Here is a 17,661-nt window from a genome sequence, read left to right on the forward strand (position 1 = left end):
GACAAGGGCGCGACCGCCGACAAAGGCGCGACGGCGGACAAGGGCGCGACCGCCGACAAAGGCACCACGGCGGACAAGGGGACGACGGCGGACAAGGGGACGACGGCGGACAAGGGCGTCACGGGAGACGCGGGGAAGGTCATGCCTCCGACCAACCCGATTTGCTCCTCGGGCGGCCTCTGCGCGCAGAGCCCGCAGCCGCACGGTTTTACGATCAAGGCCCTGCACGGCACGGCCGCGAACAACGTGTTCGCCGCCGGCGACCAGGGCGCGTTCCTGCGCTGGGACGGCGCGAAGTGGAACCTCTTCCAGCTCCCGAGCTACGCGACCTTCGTCGGGGTCCACGCCTTCGGCGCCAGCAGCGCCTGGGTCGTCACCGTCGACGGCATCTACGAGTTCAACGGCTCGACCCTAGTGGACCGTAGCTCGGGTGCTCACGCCGGCTCCTGGCGCGTCGCGATGTGGGCCTCCGCGGCGAACAACATCTGGGTCGTCGGGCAGGGCAACCGGCTGCAGCGCTGGAACGGGACCTCGTGGGATGCTTCGATCCAGCTCCCCGGGGCGGGAAGCTCCACGCTCTACGGCATCTGGGGCACCGACGCGAACAACATCTACGTCGTGGGCGAGGGCGGCCTGCTCTTCCGGTACAACGGCTCTGTCTGGAGCCGCATCACGCTCTCCGGAGGACCGGCTAGCTTCCACGTGACGGCCGTCTTCGGCACGAGCGCGACGGACATCTGGGTGGTGGGCACGAACGGCGCGGTCTTCCGCTACAACGGCTCGGCCTGGAGCCCCGTGACGGTGACCGGCGCTCCCTCGGCCGCCATCTGGCGCCGCCTCTGGGCCTCGGGGTCGAACAACCTCTTCATCCACGGCGACAACGGCCTCTATCGCTGGAATGGGACGGCCTGGGCGGTCCAGAGCCTGCCCACCTCGATGACGCTGAGCGCGATCTGGGGCAGCGACGCGAACAACGTGATCATGCAGGGCGTCTCGGGCACGACCGTGCGCCACAACGGCACGAGCTGGAGCCTGGAGAGCTCGGGCTTCTACGCGTCGATCACCGCCGCCGCCGCGCTCGGTCCGAAGAACATCGTGGCGGCGACTACGGTCGGGTCCGGGCAGCAGATGCAGCCCTACCTCGTGCGCTACAACGGCTCGTACTGGCAGCTCGAGAGCATGGGGCTCTCCCTGCCCGCGACGCAGATCACCCGGCTCTGGCACGAGCCCGTCTCTGGGCGCCTCTTCGCGCTCGCGCAGATGAATCTCGACCCGCCCACGCAGCGCTTCCTCGTGCACAACGGGTCGGCCTGGACGGAGGTCACCGGACTTCCCCCCACCACGGGCTGGGGCTCGATGTCGGACCTCTGGGGCTCGAGCGCGACCAACGTCTTCATGGTCGGCACGGGCGGCCGGATCTGGCAGTACAACGGCCAGGCCGTGACGGCCATGACCTCGGGGACGCAGCAGAACCTGAACGGCGTCTGGGGCACGAGCGCGAGCGAGGTCTACGCCACGGGCTATGCGGGAACCGTTCTCAAGTATAACGGCCAGGCCTGGGCGCCGGTCACGGTGGCCGGGGCGGGAACGGACGCGCTCTACGGGGTGTGGGGCACGGGGTCGCGGGACGTGTTCATCACCTCCGGGACGAAGATTCACCACTTCGACGGGACGTCCTGGAGCTCGGCCACCCTCAGCCCGGTACCCACGGGACTTCCGAACCGGATCTGGGGCTCGGGCTCGAACAACGTGTACGCCGGCGGGAACGCGGGCTGGCTCTTCCGCTATAACGGACAGACCTGGAGTCAGGTCATGTCGGGCACCACGCAGCAGATCAACGCCATCGTGGGCGGAGATGCCTCGAGCATCTACGCCTTCTGCAATGGCGGTATGATCCTCAAGCTGCCGGCGCCCGCGGCCCCGTAGGCATTCGAGTTCCTCCGCCGGCGGCTGCTCAGGGGCTGCACTCCAGCGTGAAGAACCAGAGCGCCGCCGGTTGGAAGTCGGTCTTGCTCTTCGGCGTCGGCGCGCCGTACCACAGGAAGGCGTAGCCGCCGTCGACGGGCAGGATGCGAAAGCGCTCGTCTACCGGATAGCCCGATTCGGGTCCTTCGAAGAGCGGTCGCAGGGCGCCCGTCGTCGAGCGGCGCGAGAGAGTGACCGGCATCGGGTGCTTCACGTCGATCCAGAAGAGATCGAGTCCGTCGGGCCCGAAGAAGAGATCCTGCACCGCCCCCTCGCCGATCGAGGTGTCGACCTCGGGGCCTCCCGCCGGGGCGAGGTGGAGCTTGACCGGCAACTTCTCCTCGGCGCGGTAGAGCACGGCCAGGTCTCGCCCATCCCAGGCGTGGCGGAAGCTGGTAACGCCGGGGAGCGCCAGGTCGCGCGTCCGCGTCGGGCTCCCGCGCGCGTCGAGCACTACCTGACGTAGCTGGCTCGGCTGGCGCTCCACCTGCCGAAACCAGGCCAGGCTGAAGCCCGCGTCGCGCGCGAGCAGATGGGACCGGCGAAAGTAGTCGCTCCCCGGCTCCGCGGGATGCACCGCCCAGCGCGCGCTGTCGAGCGGTGCGGTGGGGGGGGTGAAACTGCCGGTAGCCGGCAAGACGGCGAACCAGATCTCCTGCGCCCGGTAGAAGCAGGTCGGGCAGTCCGCGGGCTTCTCGAGCACGTCGGGCGCGGTCATCCAGGCCAGGCCCACCGTCGAGCCCGCGACGGCGAGCTTCGCCTCGCGTCCTCCGACGAGCGGGGTCGGGTCGCCCTGCGGTGTCCCCTGCGCGTCGAGCACCAACCGGTGGAACTTCCCGTCGCGTGCGTAGACCGCGACGTAACTCGCCCCGTTCCAGACCAGGCGCGGTGCCGTCGCGCCGAAGCCCGTCCCCGTCGTGACGCGCATCGCGCTCCCCTGCAAGACCCCCTGTCGCGAGAGCCGCTGGAAGTAGAGCTCGCTGCGGGTGTTCTCGCCGGGCAGCGTGTCCCGGTAGTCGCGCCAGAGGAGCCCGTACTCGACGCCCGTCCAGGCGAAGACCGGATCGTCGGCCCCCTTTGGGGGCTCGAGGAGTCGTCGCGGCGTCACGCCGTAGCGACAGGGACCCGAAGGAAGGCCGGCCTCGCCCGGCCCCGCCACGTCGACCGTCGGGCTCACTCCCGCGTCGCGCACGAGCGCCGGCCCGTCGGAACTCCCGCCATCTCCTGGCGCGCTCGCATCCCGCGTAGTGCAGGCCGCGCTCGTACTCACGACGAGCGAGAGAGCTCCGAGCACCCGGTATCGCTGCATCTGGTCCCCCCGGACGTGACGCCCTGGTCCGCGGTTAGAGGCCGGGGGCGCGGGGAATGTCGGATGGGGGCGATGGGGCGAAGCGCGCCGGGGGAGGGGGTATCGCTTCCGGCTCGGCGGCTCCTCCGCGCGGGGCGACCATTGGAACCAGGGATTTGGCCGCCCGGTGGGCGACGGAGTTGAAGCCCGTGGACAGGGCGAAGAAGACGGCGGCCATCAGGCCCAGGGTGACCGCGAGGATGCCAGCCCCGAGGAGCACGGTCTTCGAGCGGGAGGGCTCCCGTCCGAGAGAGAGGTCCGCGTCGAGCGCCCCCGATTCCGACTCCGAGGTCGAGTCCGACGAGGGTGCCCCTGCCGCGTGATCGGGCGTGCCCTGCTCTCCTTCGCCGGGGACGGCGGCGCCCGTGGCTGCCTTCAGGCGCGCCACCTCGGCCTCGAGCTCGGTGATGCGCCGGGCCGCGTCCTTCGGGTCGGGTTGCTCGGACATGCGGTCAGCATACGGGAGGCGCCGGCACGCGGCAACGCACAGCCCCGGACGCGCGGGTTGGCCGCCGCTGGCGGATCGTGCCACTAGCCAGGCTGGCTCCGCGGCCGGGAAGCCCTGCCGGCCGGCCGGACCGCCTGCCGTGCCTCCGGCCTGTGATGGTCAGAGATCCTGCGAAGTAAGCCGCGGGACGCCGCATCGCGTCGCTCGCCGAAGCCGGCGCCCGAGGCCCCGTGCCGCTGGAACGCGGCTTGCTTCAGACCCTGCCCACGGAGTCATTCATGGCCTGCGAACTCGCCCGACGAAGCCTTCCCTTTGCGCGCGCCCTCCTCGGCCCCCGGTCGAGACGGGCGCTCGGCCTGGCGGTGGCCCTCGGCTTCGGGGGTTCGCTCCTCCCCCTCGTCGCCGTCGCGGCGAAGAAAGGGCGGAACCAGGAGGAGGCCTCTCCCTCGGTCACCCTGCGGGGCCACGCGCCCGCCACGTTCCTGCGGCTCTTTCCGCTGAACGTGATCGGTGGGCAGGGCGGGCTCAACCCCGTTCCGAAGAAGACGGCGGTCTTTGCCCGCGGGTTTGGCACCAAGGGCACCGACGTCCTCAACGTGATGGTCTTCGTGCCCGAAGGGGCGGGGAGGTACTCCGTGGTCTTCCGCGAGCAGGCGCGCGTCCCCGTGGCGCTGCGACGTGGAGATCCGCAGCGGCCCGGCGGCACCTCCTTCGTCCTCTCGGAGTCCATGAGCGAGTCGCTCGAGGTGGCCAAGGGGCTGCGCATCGGCGCGAACCTGGTGCGCGGCGTCGCCGAGGAGCTCGGGCTGCGGCAGATGGCGAAGACGACGCTCAGCGACACCCAGCTCCGGCGCGTCTTCCGCAAGCTCTTTGGCGACCCGATTCTTCGGCTGTCGGACCTGGCGATCTCGCCCGACCGCTCGGCGGGGGTGACGACGGTCCTCGGGCTCGTGGCCAAGCACCCCCTCGACGTGGATCAGAACCTGCTGCGCGAGGCTCGCAGCGGCGAGCTGGCGGAGACCGGCGTGCGGAGCTTCCCCCGCGTGCCGCTCGAGCGCGCCATCCGCTACCTCCAGATGGGGCGACTCATCGACGGTCGCGTGGCCCTCGGCCTGCTCGCCTCGGTATCGAAGGCCGGCTTGACGGTTCCCGCGTCGCTCGCGTCCTGGCCGTCCGCCACTGAGCGGGCCGACCTCGCGCGAGACTTCGACCCCGAGCGCCGTCGCGGCACGAAGGCGACCGACTACACCCGCGTCGAGCTCGGGCCCTCCACGGACCCCGTCACCGGGGAAGCCGACACGGGGGACGGCCTGCGCATCGCATCCCGCTCCTTCACGGTCCGCACCAAGAACGGACGCGAGTCCCGGACCGACAAGTTCGAGCACAAGGCGGCGGTCGCGCCGGATCAGGTTTCCGAGCTACCCGTGCTGCGCGGACCCGACGGCCAGCTCTATGTCGGGCTCGTGCCCACGGTGAGCCCTGGAATGCTGGCTCGCACGCTTCAGTGGGTGGCGGAGGGGCTCGCCAACCCCGTCGGCAACGTGACCTCCGGCATACAGCTCCGGGGTATCGTGCGCGACGTGGCCGGCTACGCGAAGGTGCGGGGCGGCGCGGCGCGGGCTGACAAAGGCCAGCGCGGGAATCTCGGCGTGCGCCCCATCTATGAAGAGGCCATTCGCGGCGCGCATCGGACGCTCGCCGGCCTGGGCCTCGAGGCCACGCAGCGCACCTTCCAGCTCGGGAACTTCAACGCGAGCGTCGGAGAGAACGCCTTCCACATGAACCTCGTGGTGCGCGAGTTCGCGCTCCGGCCGGGGGTCTCGCTGGACCAGGTGGTCAAGCAGCGGCGCACGATCCGCTTCGTGCCGCTCCACGAGGCCGTGGCCTTCGGCCTGAAGAACCCCACCAAGGTGGATCAGATGACCCAGGTGCAGCTCCTGCTCCTCGCGCTCAAGGAGAAGGACGGCCGGGTCTTCCGCTTCCGCGCCGAGTAGGCGGTTCGCGCTACACGCTCCAGAGACCGTCCAGCTCGAGCTCGATGGCGTCGAAGGGGACCGCGCGGACCTTCGCGTCTCCCTGGTGCGCGGCGAGACGCAGCCAGCCGGTCTCCGCGCGCGTGTAGATTTCCAGCGTCTGAAGCTTCGGGTTCACCAGCCAGAGATGGCTCACGGCCTCGCGCGCGTAGATCTCCATCTTGGCCGCGCGGTCGATGGCCTCGGTGCTGGGCGAAAGAACCTCGCAGACCCAGTCGGGCGCGAGCGTCATTGCCGCCACGTCGGGGAGCGTGGGCACGCGCTCGCGCCGCCAGCCCGCGAGGTCGGGCACCAGCACGTCGGGACCGAGGTGCAATTCGGGCTCGAACAGAATAAGCCAACCCCCTGGCCCCCCACGGCCGCGGTCGAAGGGGCCGCCGAGGTCCGATCCCAGCACCGAGGAGGCGCGCGCGTGTCGGATCGCCGGCCGTGGAGACGCGACGAGCGCACCGTGGATGATCTCTCCGATCACGTTGTCCGGAAGGGCCTCCAGGTCCGCGTAGGTGGCCGGGCGGCTGGGCGGCGGAAGCGGAGCGGAGCGCATGCCTCCAGCATGCCTCGCAGAGGGGCTAGCAAGCAAGGCACCCTGCGGCGCATGGGGCCGCGCTACTTGCCCGAGAGGAAGATCCCCGCCACGGTGCCGGTCATCATCGTGGCGATGGCGCCGCCGAGCATGGCCTTCAGGCCGAGACGCGCGAGGTCGGCCCGGCGGTCGGGGGCCATGGCGCCGATGCCGCCGAGCTGGATCCCCACCGAGGCGAAATTCGCGAACCCGCAGAGCGCGTACGACGCGATGACCGCCGAGCGCTCGGAGAGCACGGCGCGTCCGCTGTCCAGAAGCTCGCCGAGGCGCACGTAGGCCACGACCTCGGTGAGCACGAGCTTCTCGCCGAGCAGGCGTCCGACGGCGCCGGCCTCGTCCCAGGGGATGCCGATGGCGAAGGCGAGCGGCTGAAAGAGCCAGCCGAGGAGCTGCTCGAGGCTCAGGCCGGCGAAGCCGAGCAGGTAGTTCACGAAGGCCACCATGGCCACGAAGGCGATGAGCATCCCGGCCACGTTGATCGCCAGCGTGACCCCCTCGGAGGCGCCGCGCGAGAGCGCCTCGATGAGGTTCGTGTCGGTGCGCGGGACCTCCACGTTCAGGTTCCCCACCGTTTCCGCGGGGAGGGTCTCGGGATAGAGCACCTTGGCGATGAGCAGCGAGGCCGGGGCGCTGATGATGCTGGAGATGAGCAGGTGCCCGGCGATCCCGGGCACGTTGTGCAGCAGGCCGACGTAGAGCGCGAGCACGCCGCCGGCGGTGTTGGCGAAGCCGCCCACCATCACGGCCATGAGCTCGCTCGGCGTCATCCGGCCGATGAAGGGGCGTACGAGGAGCGGCGCCTCGCTCTGGCCGAGGAAGATGTTGCCGGCGGCCGAGAGCGTCTCGGCCCCCGAGGTGTGCATGGTGTGGAGCATGGCCTTGGCCATCCAGCGGACCACGAACTGCATCACCCCGAGGTGGTAGAGCACGGCCATGAGCGCCGAGAAGAAGATGATCGAGGGCAGGATCCAGGTGGCGAAGGTCTTCGCGGTGGGGCTGATGCGACCGGCGAAGACCTCGGTGGCGAACGAGCGGCCGTCGGCGGAGTGCTCCACCTTGTGCGGATGGACCGACTGAAAGACGAAGTCGGCCCCCGCTTCCGAGAAGGAGAGGAGCTTCTTGATCGCGCGGTCCATGGGGCCGAAGAAGAAGTCGCCCGCGACGGGATTCAGCACGAGCAGCGCGAAGAGGAGCTGCAGCCCCACGCCCCAGGCCACGAGCCGCCAGTCCACGCGGCGGCGGTTGTTGGACATGAGCCACGCGGTGGCGATGAGCACGAGCAGGCCGGTGGCCGAGAGCACGCGATCCACCAGGGTCGTGGGCCGCGGCTTGAAGACGCGCTTCGAAGTGGCGTCGCCCGGAGCGCCGAGCTGCGCCACGGGGGCCTCGAGCGGGGCGGCGGCGCTGGGTCCGACGTGGGCGATCCAGGTGGTCGCGAAGAGACCGAAGAGGAGGGCCCAGAAGAGGCGGCGGCGTGGCGCGGAAGGTGGGGTCAAGGGCTCGCTCCGGGCAAGGAATGGGCAGTCTACTCGATGCGCGCGAGGGCTGTCGTTGGCGGCGTGCGCGGGTGGTAGCTTTGGACGTGGGGTGCCGTTTGCGGTCGCTTCGCGCTGCAAAGGGGGGGGCTCGGATTGCGTCCCATAGGCTGCTGGCTCGTGGTCGCGTGCGCGTGGGGGTGCGCCGCGCGGAACGCCACCCCTTCCGACGCGGAAGCGGTGGATGGTGGAGGACCCGGCCGTGGCGAGGCCCCGGTGGGGGTGCTCGATGCCGGCGTCTTGCCGCGCGACCAGGGCCGGCCGAGCTCGAGGTCCTGCGCCGTTGCCGCGTGGCGACGGATTGCGCCCCCGCGGCCTTCCGCTGGCCCTTCTGCCCCGGGGTCTGGAACCCGGCGCAGCAGCGCGGGCGCTTCGAGGCGCTGGCGGCGGGGTACTTTGCGCTTCCGGGGTGCGAGTGGCCCTGCGGGCACTATCCCTGCGAGGCGCTTCGCGCGGGGGGCCGCCTGGCCTGCGTCGGCGAGCGCTGCGAGTACCTCTGCACGTTCGAGAGCGCGACCTGCCAGTAAGGGCCCGGCGCGGCGCCCGGTCCGGCAAGCGTGCGAGGATTCCCGTTCCCGGTGGCAACCCGGACAGTCGCCCCTCTCCGAGGGAGCGGTGCGGCAGTCGGACGCGTCCCTCGCGATCTCGCGGGCCTCCGTGACGCGGCGGCCGGGTCGCGACCTCCCGTTTGCGGCACGCGGCTTGCTGTTCCCCGCCCCGGGGTGCAGAGGGAGGCTCGACCGTCATGACGCGCACGACCAACCGCTGGATGCTGCTGGCCAGCCTTTTCGCCCTTTGCAGCGCGCCTCGGGCCTGGGCCGATGGGTCGCGAGCACCGCAGGACGCGGTCCAGCAGCTAGAGCTCGGGCTGCCCCAAGCGGGGTGGCAGGAGGGCGCGGGGCAGTCGGACCTGCTCCCCGTGGCGGCGCGCCGGCCTTCGGGGATTCAGGCCGCGCTCGTTGACTTCGCCGAAGCGCATCGCCTCTCGGTCGAGCTGGCCGTGGACAAGCGTTGCGACCGCCGGATCGGCCATCGCGTTGGGCGCCTCGTCGTCGGTGGGGTGCTGAACAACCTCTTCGATACGGCGGCCTACGGGCTCGTCGCGGCGATCGGCTCGTCGGCCCTCACGGTGAACCCCCTCGCCATCCCCCTCGGGATCCTCGCCAGCCAGGCCATGATCAAGTACCCGAGCGTGGGCACCCAGCTCGCGACCTACATCGGCTGGCGGCGGGATGGCTCGGAGCGCGGCGGCATCGGCGGCCTCTTTCGTGGCTACGTCGGCCTGACGCGTGGCGTGCACCTGCTCTCGGTGGCCGGCTGCAATGTGGTGGCCAACGTCTTCCGGCGCGTGCAGGGCAAGGAAACGAAGTCGCTCACGCAGGTGGTGGGCGGCTGGCGCGCTCAGACGAAGGAGCTCCGCCCCGCGGCGCAGCCTCGCTAAGGGCCCGATCCGGAATAACCTGCTCATTGAGGCGGCCGATCCATCACGGCCAGCGTCGTTGCTCGTCGGTTGCTTACCGACGGGTAGGCGTCCTCCTCGCGCCTTGCTGGCCGCGCGCCTCGACCGCCGCAACACGATCAGCTTATTTCGGATCGGGCCCTAGCCGGCGGCGCTAACCGGCTCTGACCGGGGGAGCGCTGCCTCCCTCGCGCACGGCGCGTAGCACGGCGAGCAGCTCTTCGTGCACGCGACCGTTGCTCGCCACGAGGTGCCGGTCGGTCGAGCGAAACGGCGTGCCGTCCAGCTTCGTCACCCGTCCCCCGGCCTCCTCGACGATCAGCGCCCCCGCGGAGACGTCCCACGGGTTCAGCTTCAGCTCCCAGTAGGCGTCGATCCACCCGAGCGCGAGCATCGCGCAGTCGATCGAGGCCACCCCCACGCGGCGGATCCCTTGGCAGCGCACGAGCACCGCGCCGAGCTCGCGCACGTTGTTGTCCGGGGATTCGGCGCGGTCGTACGGAAAGCCGGTCGCGACGAGCGCCCGCGTGAGGCTCGGCGTTTCCGAGACCCGAAGGGGCCTTTCGTTGAAGAAGGCGCCGCCCCCGCGCACTGCCCAGAGCTCCCACTCGGTCTCGGGGGCGTAGAGCGCGCCGACCTGCCGCTCGCCGTCGAGCTCGAGGCCGATCGAGACGGCGTACCAGGGCATCCCGTGCGCGAAGTTGGTCGTGCCGTCGATGGGGTCGATGTACCAGACGGGCTGTCCCGGCGCCGGCACGGCCGCGCTGCTCCCTTCCTCTCCTACGATCAGGTGGTCGGGAAAGGCCTGGCGCAGCTCCGCGGCCACGAGCGCCTCAACTTGGCGGTCGCACTCGGTCACGAGGTCCACCTCGCCCTTGTAGTGCACGCGCAGCCCGGCCCGGCGGCCGGTCTTTGCGAGAGCCCCGCCGGCGCGCGCGGCGGCGCGGGCGATGGCGAGCGCGCGAGAGAGGTCGCCTGCGGTCATGACGTGGCTCCGAGGGCGGCGAGGAGCTTCTCGATCAGGCCGCCGAAGCCCCCCGAGGACATGACCACCACGGTGTCGCCGGGACGGCCTTCGCGCACGAGCTTTTCCACCATGGCCTCCGGCGTGGGCAGCAGCGCCGCCGACCGGCCGCGCGCTTCGAGGTCCGTCACCACGCGCGCCACGTCCAGGCGCTCGGCCTCGGCGATCTTCTCCGGCGCGAAGAGCGGTGCGAGGAGCGTCTCGTCCGCCTCGGCCAGCGCGGCGGGGAAGTCCTGCTGGAAGACGTTCCGCCGGCTCGTGGCGCTTCGGGGCTCGAAGACGGCGATCAGGCGCCCGTCGCCGTGCACGCCGCGCAGCGCGCGCAGCGTCTCGCGGATGGCCGTCGGGTGGTGGGCGAAGTCGTCGATCACCGTCACGCCCCGGACGCGGCCCCGCACCTCTTGCCGGCGCTTCACGCCGCCGAAGCGGGAGAGCCCGCGGGCGAGCACCTCGGGGGTCAACCCGGCGCGATGCCCCGTCGCGACCACCGCGAGCACGTTGGCCATGTTGTGGGCGCCGACGAGCCCCACCTCGAACCGACCGAAGGGCCGGCCGTCGTGCCAGACCTCGAGCGCGTGCCGTCCTCGGCCGAGGTCGGTGAAGGTCCCCGTCCATTCGAGCTCGCCGAGGTCGCCGAGCGCAGCTCGCTGCGCGCGCACGGCGTAGCGCTCCACGCGCCCTCGCGACGCGTGGGCCAGGCGTATCGCGGGCTCGTAGTCGGCGCAGACCAGCATTCCTCCCTCCGGGGGGATGCGCTCGACGAGCGCGGCGAAGGCCCGCTCCACGTCCGCCATCGTCGGGTAGATGTCCGCGTGGTCGAACTCGACGCTGGTCAGGATCGCCAGGTGGGGTCGGTAGTGCACGAACTTGGGGCGCTTGTCGAAGCACGCCGCGTCGTATTCGTCTCCCTCGATCGCGAACCAGGGGGCGCGCCCGAGGGCGAAGCTCCGGCCGAAGTTCGCCGGGATGCCCCCCACGAGGTAGCCCGGGTCGAGCCCCGCGTCGACGAGCAGATGCGCGAGCAGCGAGGTGGTGGTCGTCTTGCCGTGCGTCCCGGCCACCACGAGCACCTTCCGCCCGTCGAGAAACCGCTCTGCGAGGAGCTCGGGGAACGAGACCACGCGCAGTCCTCGGGCGCGCGCCGCGGCCAGCTCGACGTGGTCCGCCTTGCAGGTGTTGCCGAGTACGAGGAGGTCGGGCCCCCAGTCGAGGTTCTCCGCGCGATAGCCCTCGGCGCGGGGGATGCCCAGCTCCGCGAGCAGCGAGCTCATCGGCGGGTAGAGCGGTCCGTCGGAGCCGCGCACTTCGTGGCCGGCCTGCGCGCAAAGGCCCGCCACGGCCCCCATGCCTGTGCCCCCAATGGCTGTGAAGTGGATCTTCACGCGCGTCTCGACGGAGTTCGGTTTGCTCGCCTCACGGCCGGGCGGTGGCCGGTGCGGGCGCGTGGCCGAGGCCAAAGTCCTTCAAGGTGCGATTGAGCCACGGGATGAAGAGGCGCGTCACGGCCTTCGCCCCTTCGGGGGTCGGATGCGAGTCCTTGCGCGCGGCGGCGAACTGCGGTGCCAGCGTGTTCTCGTGCTCCTTCCCCTCGAGGATGGCCAGGGCGTTGAAGAGGTCGAAGGCGCGCACGTTCGGCGCCTGCTTCACGTACTCGGTGGTGAGCCACTTCGCGAAGGCGCGGGCCCGCGCGGCGTGCTCGGGCTGCGTCTCGGCGCGCGTGAGCGGCGGCGTGGAGAGCGGCAGGAAGAGGATCTTCGGGTGTTTGGTGAAGGTCGGTACGAGCGACAGGTACCACTTCTTGTAGTCGGCCAGCTTCTGGTCGCTCTCGATCGCCGAGGCGGGGAAGCAGCTCTTGAACATCACGACCTCGTGCTGCTTGCCCTTCTCGAGCTCCCAGCCCGCGATGACCTCGAAGTACTTCGGCGTGTTGAAGTTGGTCGGGAAGTCCGGCGGGTCGGTGTGGTCGCCGATCACGTAGCCGTCCACCTTCGCCTCTTCGTAGTTCAGGTCGTGAAAGGCGATGTTGTCGGCCTTGAGCGCGGCGAGGAGACCGCCGTCGAGCAGGTCTTGCCCGGTGCTGTGATGGTGCCAGACGAGGCTCACCGGGCGGGCCGGGGGCCCCGGGTTCGGGCCGGGGTCGAGGACGAGGCTCGTCTGGTCCGCAGGGACCGGCCCGGGCTTGCAGCCGATCCCCCCGACCAGCGCGAGGCTGGCGCCGACCAGAGCCATGGCGGTGATCGCGCGGGTGCGTCCGGGCATGGTCCTCTTCTCCATCGAGCGCGGTCGACTGTAGGCCATTCCCCCCCGACCGGCAACGCGCGGAGCGAGCCCGCCCGGCGAATTGGACCGGCCAATCCACCACTTGGGGCACAAGTTCCCACGGGTGTCGGCTCCTGCCCCAGTCGCGCGCGCGGCCGAAATCAACCTGGGTGAGATCTGACCGTGCGGGAAATCAACCCCGGAGAGATCTGACCCATGACGCGAAACGTCACGTCCTTACATGGATTTCCTCGCAGATGGGCAATTGACAGGGGGAGCAGGGCCCCCTACAGTGATCCCATTCCACACCTTCGTTCGTACAAGGAGCGCCCGGTGACCCTCGACGGTCCGACCAGCACGGAGCAGCGCCGTCAGCCGCGCGTGTCGTGCACCCTGTCGGTGCAAGTGCACGCTCCAGCCGAGGACGTTCTGCTCTTCACCTATGCGACGAATCTCTCTTCCACCGGGCTCTTCGTGCGGGCGAACCGCCCGCTGCCGGTGGGGACGCGCGTGAACCTCGAGCTTCAGCCGCAGAGCATGTCCGAGCGGCTCAGCCTCGAGGGTCTGGTGGTGCGCGCCGCCGACGCTGCCGCGGCCGGACCGCGCGGCATGGGGCTCTCCTTCGAGGCGCGCAGCCTCGACGACCAGCGCCTCCTCCGTCGCCTGCTCCAGCGCTTCGAGTTCACGCCGCCTGCCGCTCCCGGCTACGCCGCCGGTTCCTGGGTGGTGGACGCGGCGAAGCGCTCCTCCTGACCCGATCTCGGGGCCGGGCGATTAGGGCCCGTCGAAGACCACCGACGCTCCGAGCGTGATCTCGTCGATCGCCGCCGCGTAGGTCCCGTTGCCGATCACCGAGCCGAACTTGATCGGCGCCGAGGTGAGCGGGACCATCTGCCGCACGTTGCTGCCGCAGTTCTCCGTCACCGTGTTCGTGCACTCCGCTGCCCCCGCCGGCGGCGCGATGGTTACCGTCTTGTTGAAGATGTGCGCGTAGCCCACGTCCACGGCGTAGCGCCTCCAGCGCAGGCCGCCGCCGAGGGTGAAGCCCCCGCGCTCGAAAGGCATGAACGCGAGTCGGACGTAGTCGTCCTTCTGCGCGGGCGCCTCGTAGAAGCCGCCGGCCCGCAGGATGAGCGTCGCGTCGGAGAAGATGCGGTGGAAGCGATACGATCCGCCGAGGCGCAGGCTCCAGCTGTTCTGCCACTCGTAGGGCTCGGCGAGCTCCTTCACCTGGGTGAAGGTTTCGCCGGTCTCCTCGAGGACGGTCTTGATCGGCTGGTCCGGCACGAAGAGGAAGGACTTCAGTCGCGAGGTGTTCTCCCAGACGAAGTTGAGCTCCACGTCGGCCTTCTCCTTGCCTTCCCCGTCGCGGTGCACGTAGCGCGCGCCGGTCCGGACGACCCAGGCCTTGGGGATGTCCATGTGCGCGGGGGCCGGGTTCGGCTCGAGGCGGATCTTGAGCGGTAGCTTGTCGACGGTCTCCTTGGGGAGCCCCTGGCAGGGTTTCCCGGCTTCCTTGGTCCCCATGCACACCTGCCCCGTGGCGTGGAAGGTGAAGCCGATGCGCACCGACGCCCCGAGCTCGAGGAACGGCAGCGGCGCCCAGTGCACGCCAAAGATGCCGGTGGGGGAGATGCCCGAGGACATGTTGAGCGTGGCCTCTACGTCCGTGTCCGGGTTCTCGCTCATCAGGCCGGCCACGACCGTCTTGTAGGTCATCGTGTTGTACCCGAGCTGCAGTACCGCCCCGAGGCTCAGGCTCTTGATCGGCCGCCACGCGGCACCGAAGGTCGGGTAGAGGACGAGGAGCTCCGTCGAGACCGTCTCGTAGCGCGCGGGGCTCGCTTGGCCCTTGTCGACCGGCTCGCAGGGGTTCGAGCCCGGCTTGCAGTAGCGCGGCATGGTGCGGGTGTTGTGCGCGTTCGGCCCGTAGATGCCGGCCATGAGGACGATGCGGTAGGGGCGCAGCACGTGCAGGTCGGAGGTCACGGCGAAGAACGGCGCTGGAAACCACCCATCGCTGTTCACCACCTCAGGCATGCGCTGGGTCGGATCGTTCGGGTAACGGTCGGGCGCGCGCGTGGGGTCCTCGTAGCTGCGCCGCTGGAAGCGAAGCGTCTCGTTGAGCAGGTTGCCGCTGAGGAGGATCTGGGTGCCCACGATGCGTGCCGCCCCGGCCGGGTTGTAATAGATCGCGGTCGGGTCGTCGGCGGTGGCCACGAAGGCGCCGCCGCGCGACAGACCGACGGTGCCGAGCTCCGGGTAGTGAAAGCCGCCCGCCCGGGAGCTCGCGGGGAGCGCGACACCGACGAGGAGCAGCAGCCCCGCACGCAAGACCTTCATCCAGTACCTCCCTCTGTCGGCTGGGCTGCAGGCCCGGCGCTGGTTCGGTTCAAGTGGGCCCTGAGGTGCACGTGAAGCAGCGCGACCGCGGCCGGCGTGATGCCCGGAATGCGCGCCGCCTGCCCCAGCGAGCGCGGGCGCTGCCGCTCGAGTTTTTCCCGGACCTCGTTGCTCAGCCCGGCGATGCGGCGATAGTCGAAGGCGTCCGGGACCGGCTCGTCCTCGAGGCGGCCGAGCCGCTCGGCCTCTTCTTGCTGGCGGACGATGTAGCCGCGGTACTTGACGTCGACTTCCACCCGTTCGAGCAGCAGCGGGTCCGCGCCCTCGAGCCCGTCGAGGAGCTCGAGCTGCCCGAGAAGCGCGAGGTTCACCTCGGGGCGCCGCAAGAGCTCCTCGAGCGAGGTCCCGGGCTGCACCGTGGCGGTGCCGCTCTGCGCGAGCAGCCCGGCGAGGCGCGCGTCGGCGGGGATGCGCGTCTCCACGAGCCTCCGGCCGAGTCGGGCAGCGGCCTCCTGGTCCGCCGAGAAACGGGCCCAGCGGGCGTCGTCGATGAGCCCCAGCCGACGGGCGAGGGGGGTCAGCCGCGCGCACGCGTTGTCCTCGCGCAGCAGCAAGCGGTGCTCGGCTCGCGAGGTGAACATGCGGTAGGGCTCGCTCGTGCCGCGCGTCACGAGGTCGTCCACCATCACTCCCAGGTAGGCCTCGCTCCGGCGCAGCACCACGGGGTCGCGTTCGCGCACGCTCTGTACCGCGTTGATCCCCGCGAGGAGCCCCTGGGCCGCGGCCTCCTCGTAGCCCGTGGTGCCGTTGATCTGCCCCGCGAGAAAGAGGCCGGGCAGCCCGCGCACCGCGAGGGTCGGCTCGAGCTGCGTGGGGTCGCTGTAGTCGTACTCCACCGCGTAGCCCGGTCGCAGCAGGCGCGCCGCCTCGAGGCCCGGGATGCTGTGGACGAGCGCCTCCTGCACGTCGACTGGGAGGCTCGTCGAGATGCCGTTCGGGTAGATCTCGGGGACGTCGAGTCCCTCGGGCTCGAGGAAGAGCTGGTGGCGGTCGCGGTCGGCGAAGCGCACCACCTTGTCCTCGATCGAGGGGCAGTAGCGCGGGCCGACCCCTGAGATGGCTCCCGAATAGATCGCCGAGCGGTGCAGGTTCTGTCGGATGAGGTCGTGTGTGCGCTCGGTCGTGTGCGTGATGTGGCATTCGCGCTGGGGCAGCGGCGGACGCCCGTCGGGCCAGACGCTCCAGGCCGAAAAGGGGCGCGGCTCGGCGTCGCCCGGCTGCGGCTCGAGGCGTGCGAAGTCGATCGAGGCGCGGTCGAGGCGCGCGGGGGTGCCGGTCTTGAGGCGTCCGAGCGAGAGACCGAGCGCACGCAGCGAGGCCGAGAGGGCGTAGGCCGCCTGTTCGCCGCGACGCCCGCCGGGCTCGCGCTCTGGCCCCACATGGATGAGCCCCGAGAGGAAGGTCCCGGTCGTGACCACCACCGCGCGGCAGGCCACCCGCTGCCCGTCGGCGAGTCGCACGCCGACGACGCGTCCACCCTCGAGCACGAGCTCCGTGGCCTCTCCCGCGAGGAGCTCGAGGCGCGGCTCCTTCTGCACCACGGCGGCCATGCGCGCCGCGTAGCGGCCCTTGTCCGACTGGACGCGGCTCCCACGGACCGCGGCCCCCTTGCGCGTGTTGAGCCGCCGGAACTGGATCGCCGTCGCGTCGGCGGCGAGGCCCATCTCTCCGCCGAGCGCGTCCACCTCGCGCACCAGGTGCCCCTTGCCGAGCCCTCCGATGGCGGGGTTGCACGACATCCGTCCGATCGCCGCCGGGTCGCAGGTCACGAGGCCCACGCGGCAGCCGAGGCGCGCCGCCGCGAGCGCGGCTTCGAGGCCGGCGTGCCCCGCGCCGATCACGGCGATCTCCACCCGGTGGTCCATCGACGACGACAGCGGACGGCTCAGCGGTTCTTGATCGGGGCCTTGCACTCGCTCGAGCCCGGGCTCTGATAGGGTTCGAAGGCGTAGAGCTTCACGCTGAAGCGCACGGTCAGCTCTTCGTACTCGTCGTCGCCCTTCTCCGCGCGGCGTCCGCTCACCTGGACCCCGCGCACCATCGTCGAGCCGCAGGGGTCGAGCACGCCTCGGGGGAGCTTGCGCTGGAACGCGCTCCAGGTCTCGAGGTCCGAGCGCGTGCACTTGTTCAGCCCGCCGCAGACGAAGTGCAGCGCGCGGTACCAGCTCGGTCCCTGCTTCGCGCCGTACTCGTGCAGGGTGAGCCCCGTCTGCAGCCCCACCTCGGGGTCGCGCTTCTCGCTGTGGACGGTCACCTGGTGCTCGCCGACGGGCAGGTCGACGTAGACGCAGCGTTCGGCGAGGTCCGACGGCGCCTTGTAGAAGACGCCCCGGCCGCCCACCTCGACCCAGACCGCGGAGGTGGTCTTCGGCAGCCGGAGCTCGAAGCGCTTCTGACCGGCCGGAATGCCCTCCTCCTGCTGGTCCTCCCCCCCCTCGAGCGAACGGCAGGTGCAGGGGGGCGACGCGCAGCGCGCGCTCGGAGCGACCTTCACCGTGCTCTGCGCCGGGTAGGTGGGCCGCAGAGGAGCGGAGGCCGGGCACCCGAGGGTGCCGACGGTGGAGAGGAGTACGAGGACGGGGGGAAGCCGCATGGGGCGCAGCC

15 protein-coding genes are annotated in these 17,661 nt (G+C 70.9%); 5 read left to right on the plus strand and 10 right to left on the minus strand.

The window, feature by feature from the left end; genetic code table 11:
* On the plus strand, window positions 1-1,926 hold a 1,926-nt coding region (locus IT371_16625; protein MCC6749290.1), incomplete at its 5' end, for a hypothetical protein.
* A 28-nt stretch (window positions 1,927-1,954) separates the two neighbouring features.
* Here IT371_16625 and IT371_16630 read toward each other — a convergent pair.
* Together IT371_16630 and IT371_16635 are read right to left on the minus strand one after the other, a co-directional pair.
* Window positions 1,955-3,274: a hypothetical protein gene (locus IT371_16630; GenBank protein ID MCC6749291.1), complete on the minus strand. Its 1,320-nt coding sequence runs from the start codon at window positions 3,272-3,274 to the stop codon at window positions 1,955-1,957.
* 34 nt (window positions 3,275-3,308) lie between these two features.
* Window positions 3,309-3,761: a hypothetical protein gene (locus IT371_16635; GenBank protein ID MCC6749292.1), complete on the minus strand. Its 453-nt coding sequence runs from the start codon at window positions 3,759-3,761 to the stop codon at window positions 3,309-3,311.
* A 278-nt stretch (window positions 3,762-4,039) separates the two neighbouring features.
* Between IT371_16635 and IT371_16640 the strand changes: the two genes are divergently transcribed.
* Entirely contained in the window at window positions 4,040-5,755 is a 1,716-nt protein-coding gene (locus IT371_16640; protein MCC6749293.1) for a hypothetical protein, read from the plus strand.
* 10 nt (window positions 5,756-5,765) lie between these two features.
* Here the strand turns inward: IT371_16640 and IT371_16645 are convergent, their stop codons facing one another.
* Window positions 5,766-6,338 carry a Uma2 family endonuclease gene (locus IT371_16645; GenBank protein ID MCC6749294.1) on the minus strand — a complete coding sequence of 191 codons (573 nt, stop codon included), beginning with the start codon at window positions 6,336-6,338 and terminating at the stop codon, window positions 5,766-5,768.
* 62 nt (window positions 6,339-6,400) lie between these two features.
* A complete protein-coding gene (locus IT371_16650) occupies window positions 6,401-7,687 on the minus strand; it encodes a NupC/NupG family nucleoside CNT transporter (protein MCC6749295.1) in 1,287 nt (428 codons plus the stop codon).
* Between the two features lie 515 nt (window positions 7,688-8,202).
* Between IT371_16650 and IT371_16655 the strand changes: the two genes are divergently transcribed.
* Window positions 8,203-8,439: a hypothetical protein gene (locus IT371_16655; protein ID MCC6749296.1), complete on the plus strand. Its 237-nt coding sequence runs from the start codon at window positions 8,203-8,205 to the stop codon at window positions 8,437-8,439.
* A 218-nt stretch (window positions 8,440-8,657) separates the two neighbouring features.
* The gene (locus IT371_16660) at window positions 8,658-9,353 is read left to right on the plus strand and encodes a hypothetical protein (protein MCC6749297.1); all 696 of its coding nucleotides are present in this window, start codon (window positions 8,658-8,660) and stop codon (window positions 9,351-9,353) included.
* A 172-nt stretch (window positions 9,354-9,525) separates the two neighbouring features.
* Here IT371_16660 and IT371_16665 read toward each other — a convergent pair whose 3' ends face one another.
* The 3 genes from IT371_16665 to IT371_16675 form a co-directional block, all read right to left on the minus strand.
* Window positions 9,526-10,356: an inositol monophosphatase gene (locus IT371_16665; protein MCC6749298.1), complete on the minus strand. Its 831-nt coding sequence runs from the start codon at window positions 10,354-10,356 to the stop codon at window positions 9,526-9,528.
* Window positions 10,353-11,741 carry a hypothetical protein gene (locus IT371_16670; protein ID MCC6749299.1) on the minus strand — a complete coding sequence of 463 codons (1,389 nt, stop codon included), beginning with the start codon at window positions 11,739-11,741 and terminating at the stop codon, window positions 10,353-10,355. The genes IT371_16665 and IT371_16670 overlap by 4 nt, the downstream gene beginning before the upstream one ends.
* Before the next feature lie 67 nt (window positions 11,742-11,808).
* Complete coding sequence (locus tag IT371_16675; protein MCC6749300.1) at window positions 11,809-12,654, minus strand: hypothetical protein; 846 nt, start codon at window positions 12,652-12,654, stop codon at window positions 11,809-11,811.
* A gap of 333 nt (window positions 12,655-12,987) precedes the next feature.
* Between IT371_16675 and IT371_16680 the strand changes: the two genes are divergently transcribed.
* Window positions 12,988-13,407, plus strand: a complete 420-nt coding sequence (locus tag IT371_16680; protein ID MCC6749301.1) for a PilZ domain-containing protein — start codon at window positions 12,988-12,990, stop codon at window positions 13,405-13,407.
* 21 nt (window positions 13,408-13,428) lie between these two features.
* On the opposite strand, the gene IT371_16685 is transcribed toward IT371_16680, so the two are convergent.
* From IT371_16685 to IT371_16695, 3 genes are read right to left on the minus strand one after another with little or no spacing between them, the layout of a single operon-like run.
* A complete protein-coding gene (locus tag IT371_16685) occupies window positions 13,429-14,997 on the minus strand; it encodes an outer membrane protein transport protein (protein MCC6749302.1) in 1,569 nt (522 codons plus the stop codon).
* A complete protein-coding gene (mnmG, locus tag IT371_16690; protein ID MCC6749303.1) occupies window positions 14,994-16,922 on the minus strand; it encodes a tRNA uridine-5-carboxymethylaminomethyl(34) synthesis enzyme MnmG in 1,929 nt (642 codons plus the stop codon). Before mnmG ends, IT371_16685 begins: the two co-directional genes overlap by 4 nt.
* Window positions 16,923-16,942: 20 nt before the next feature.
* Window positions 16,943-17,650 (minus strand): hypothetical protein, encoded by a 708-nt coding sequence (locus IT371_16695; GenBank protein MCC6749304.1) that lies wholly within the window; start codon window positions 17,648-17,650, stop codon window positions 16,943-16,945.
* Window positions 17,651-17,661 lie beyond the last annotated feature (11 nt).

The sequence above is a fragment of the Deltaproteobacteria bacterium genome (assembly GCA_020848905.1).
Lineage (GTDB): Bacteria > Myxococcota_A > Polyangia.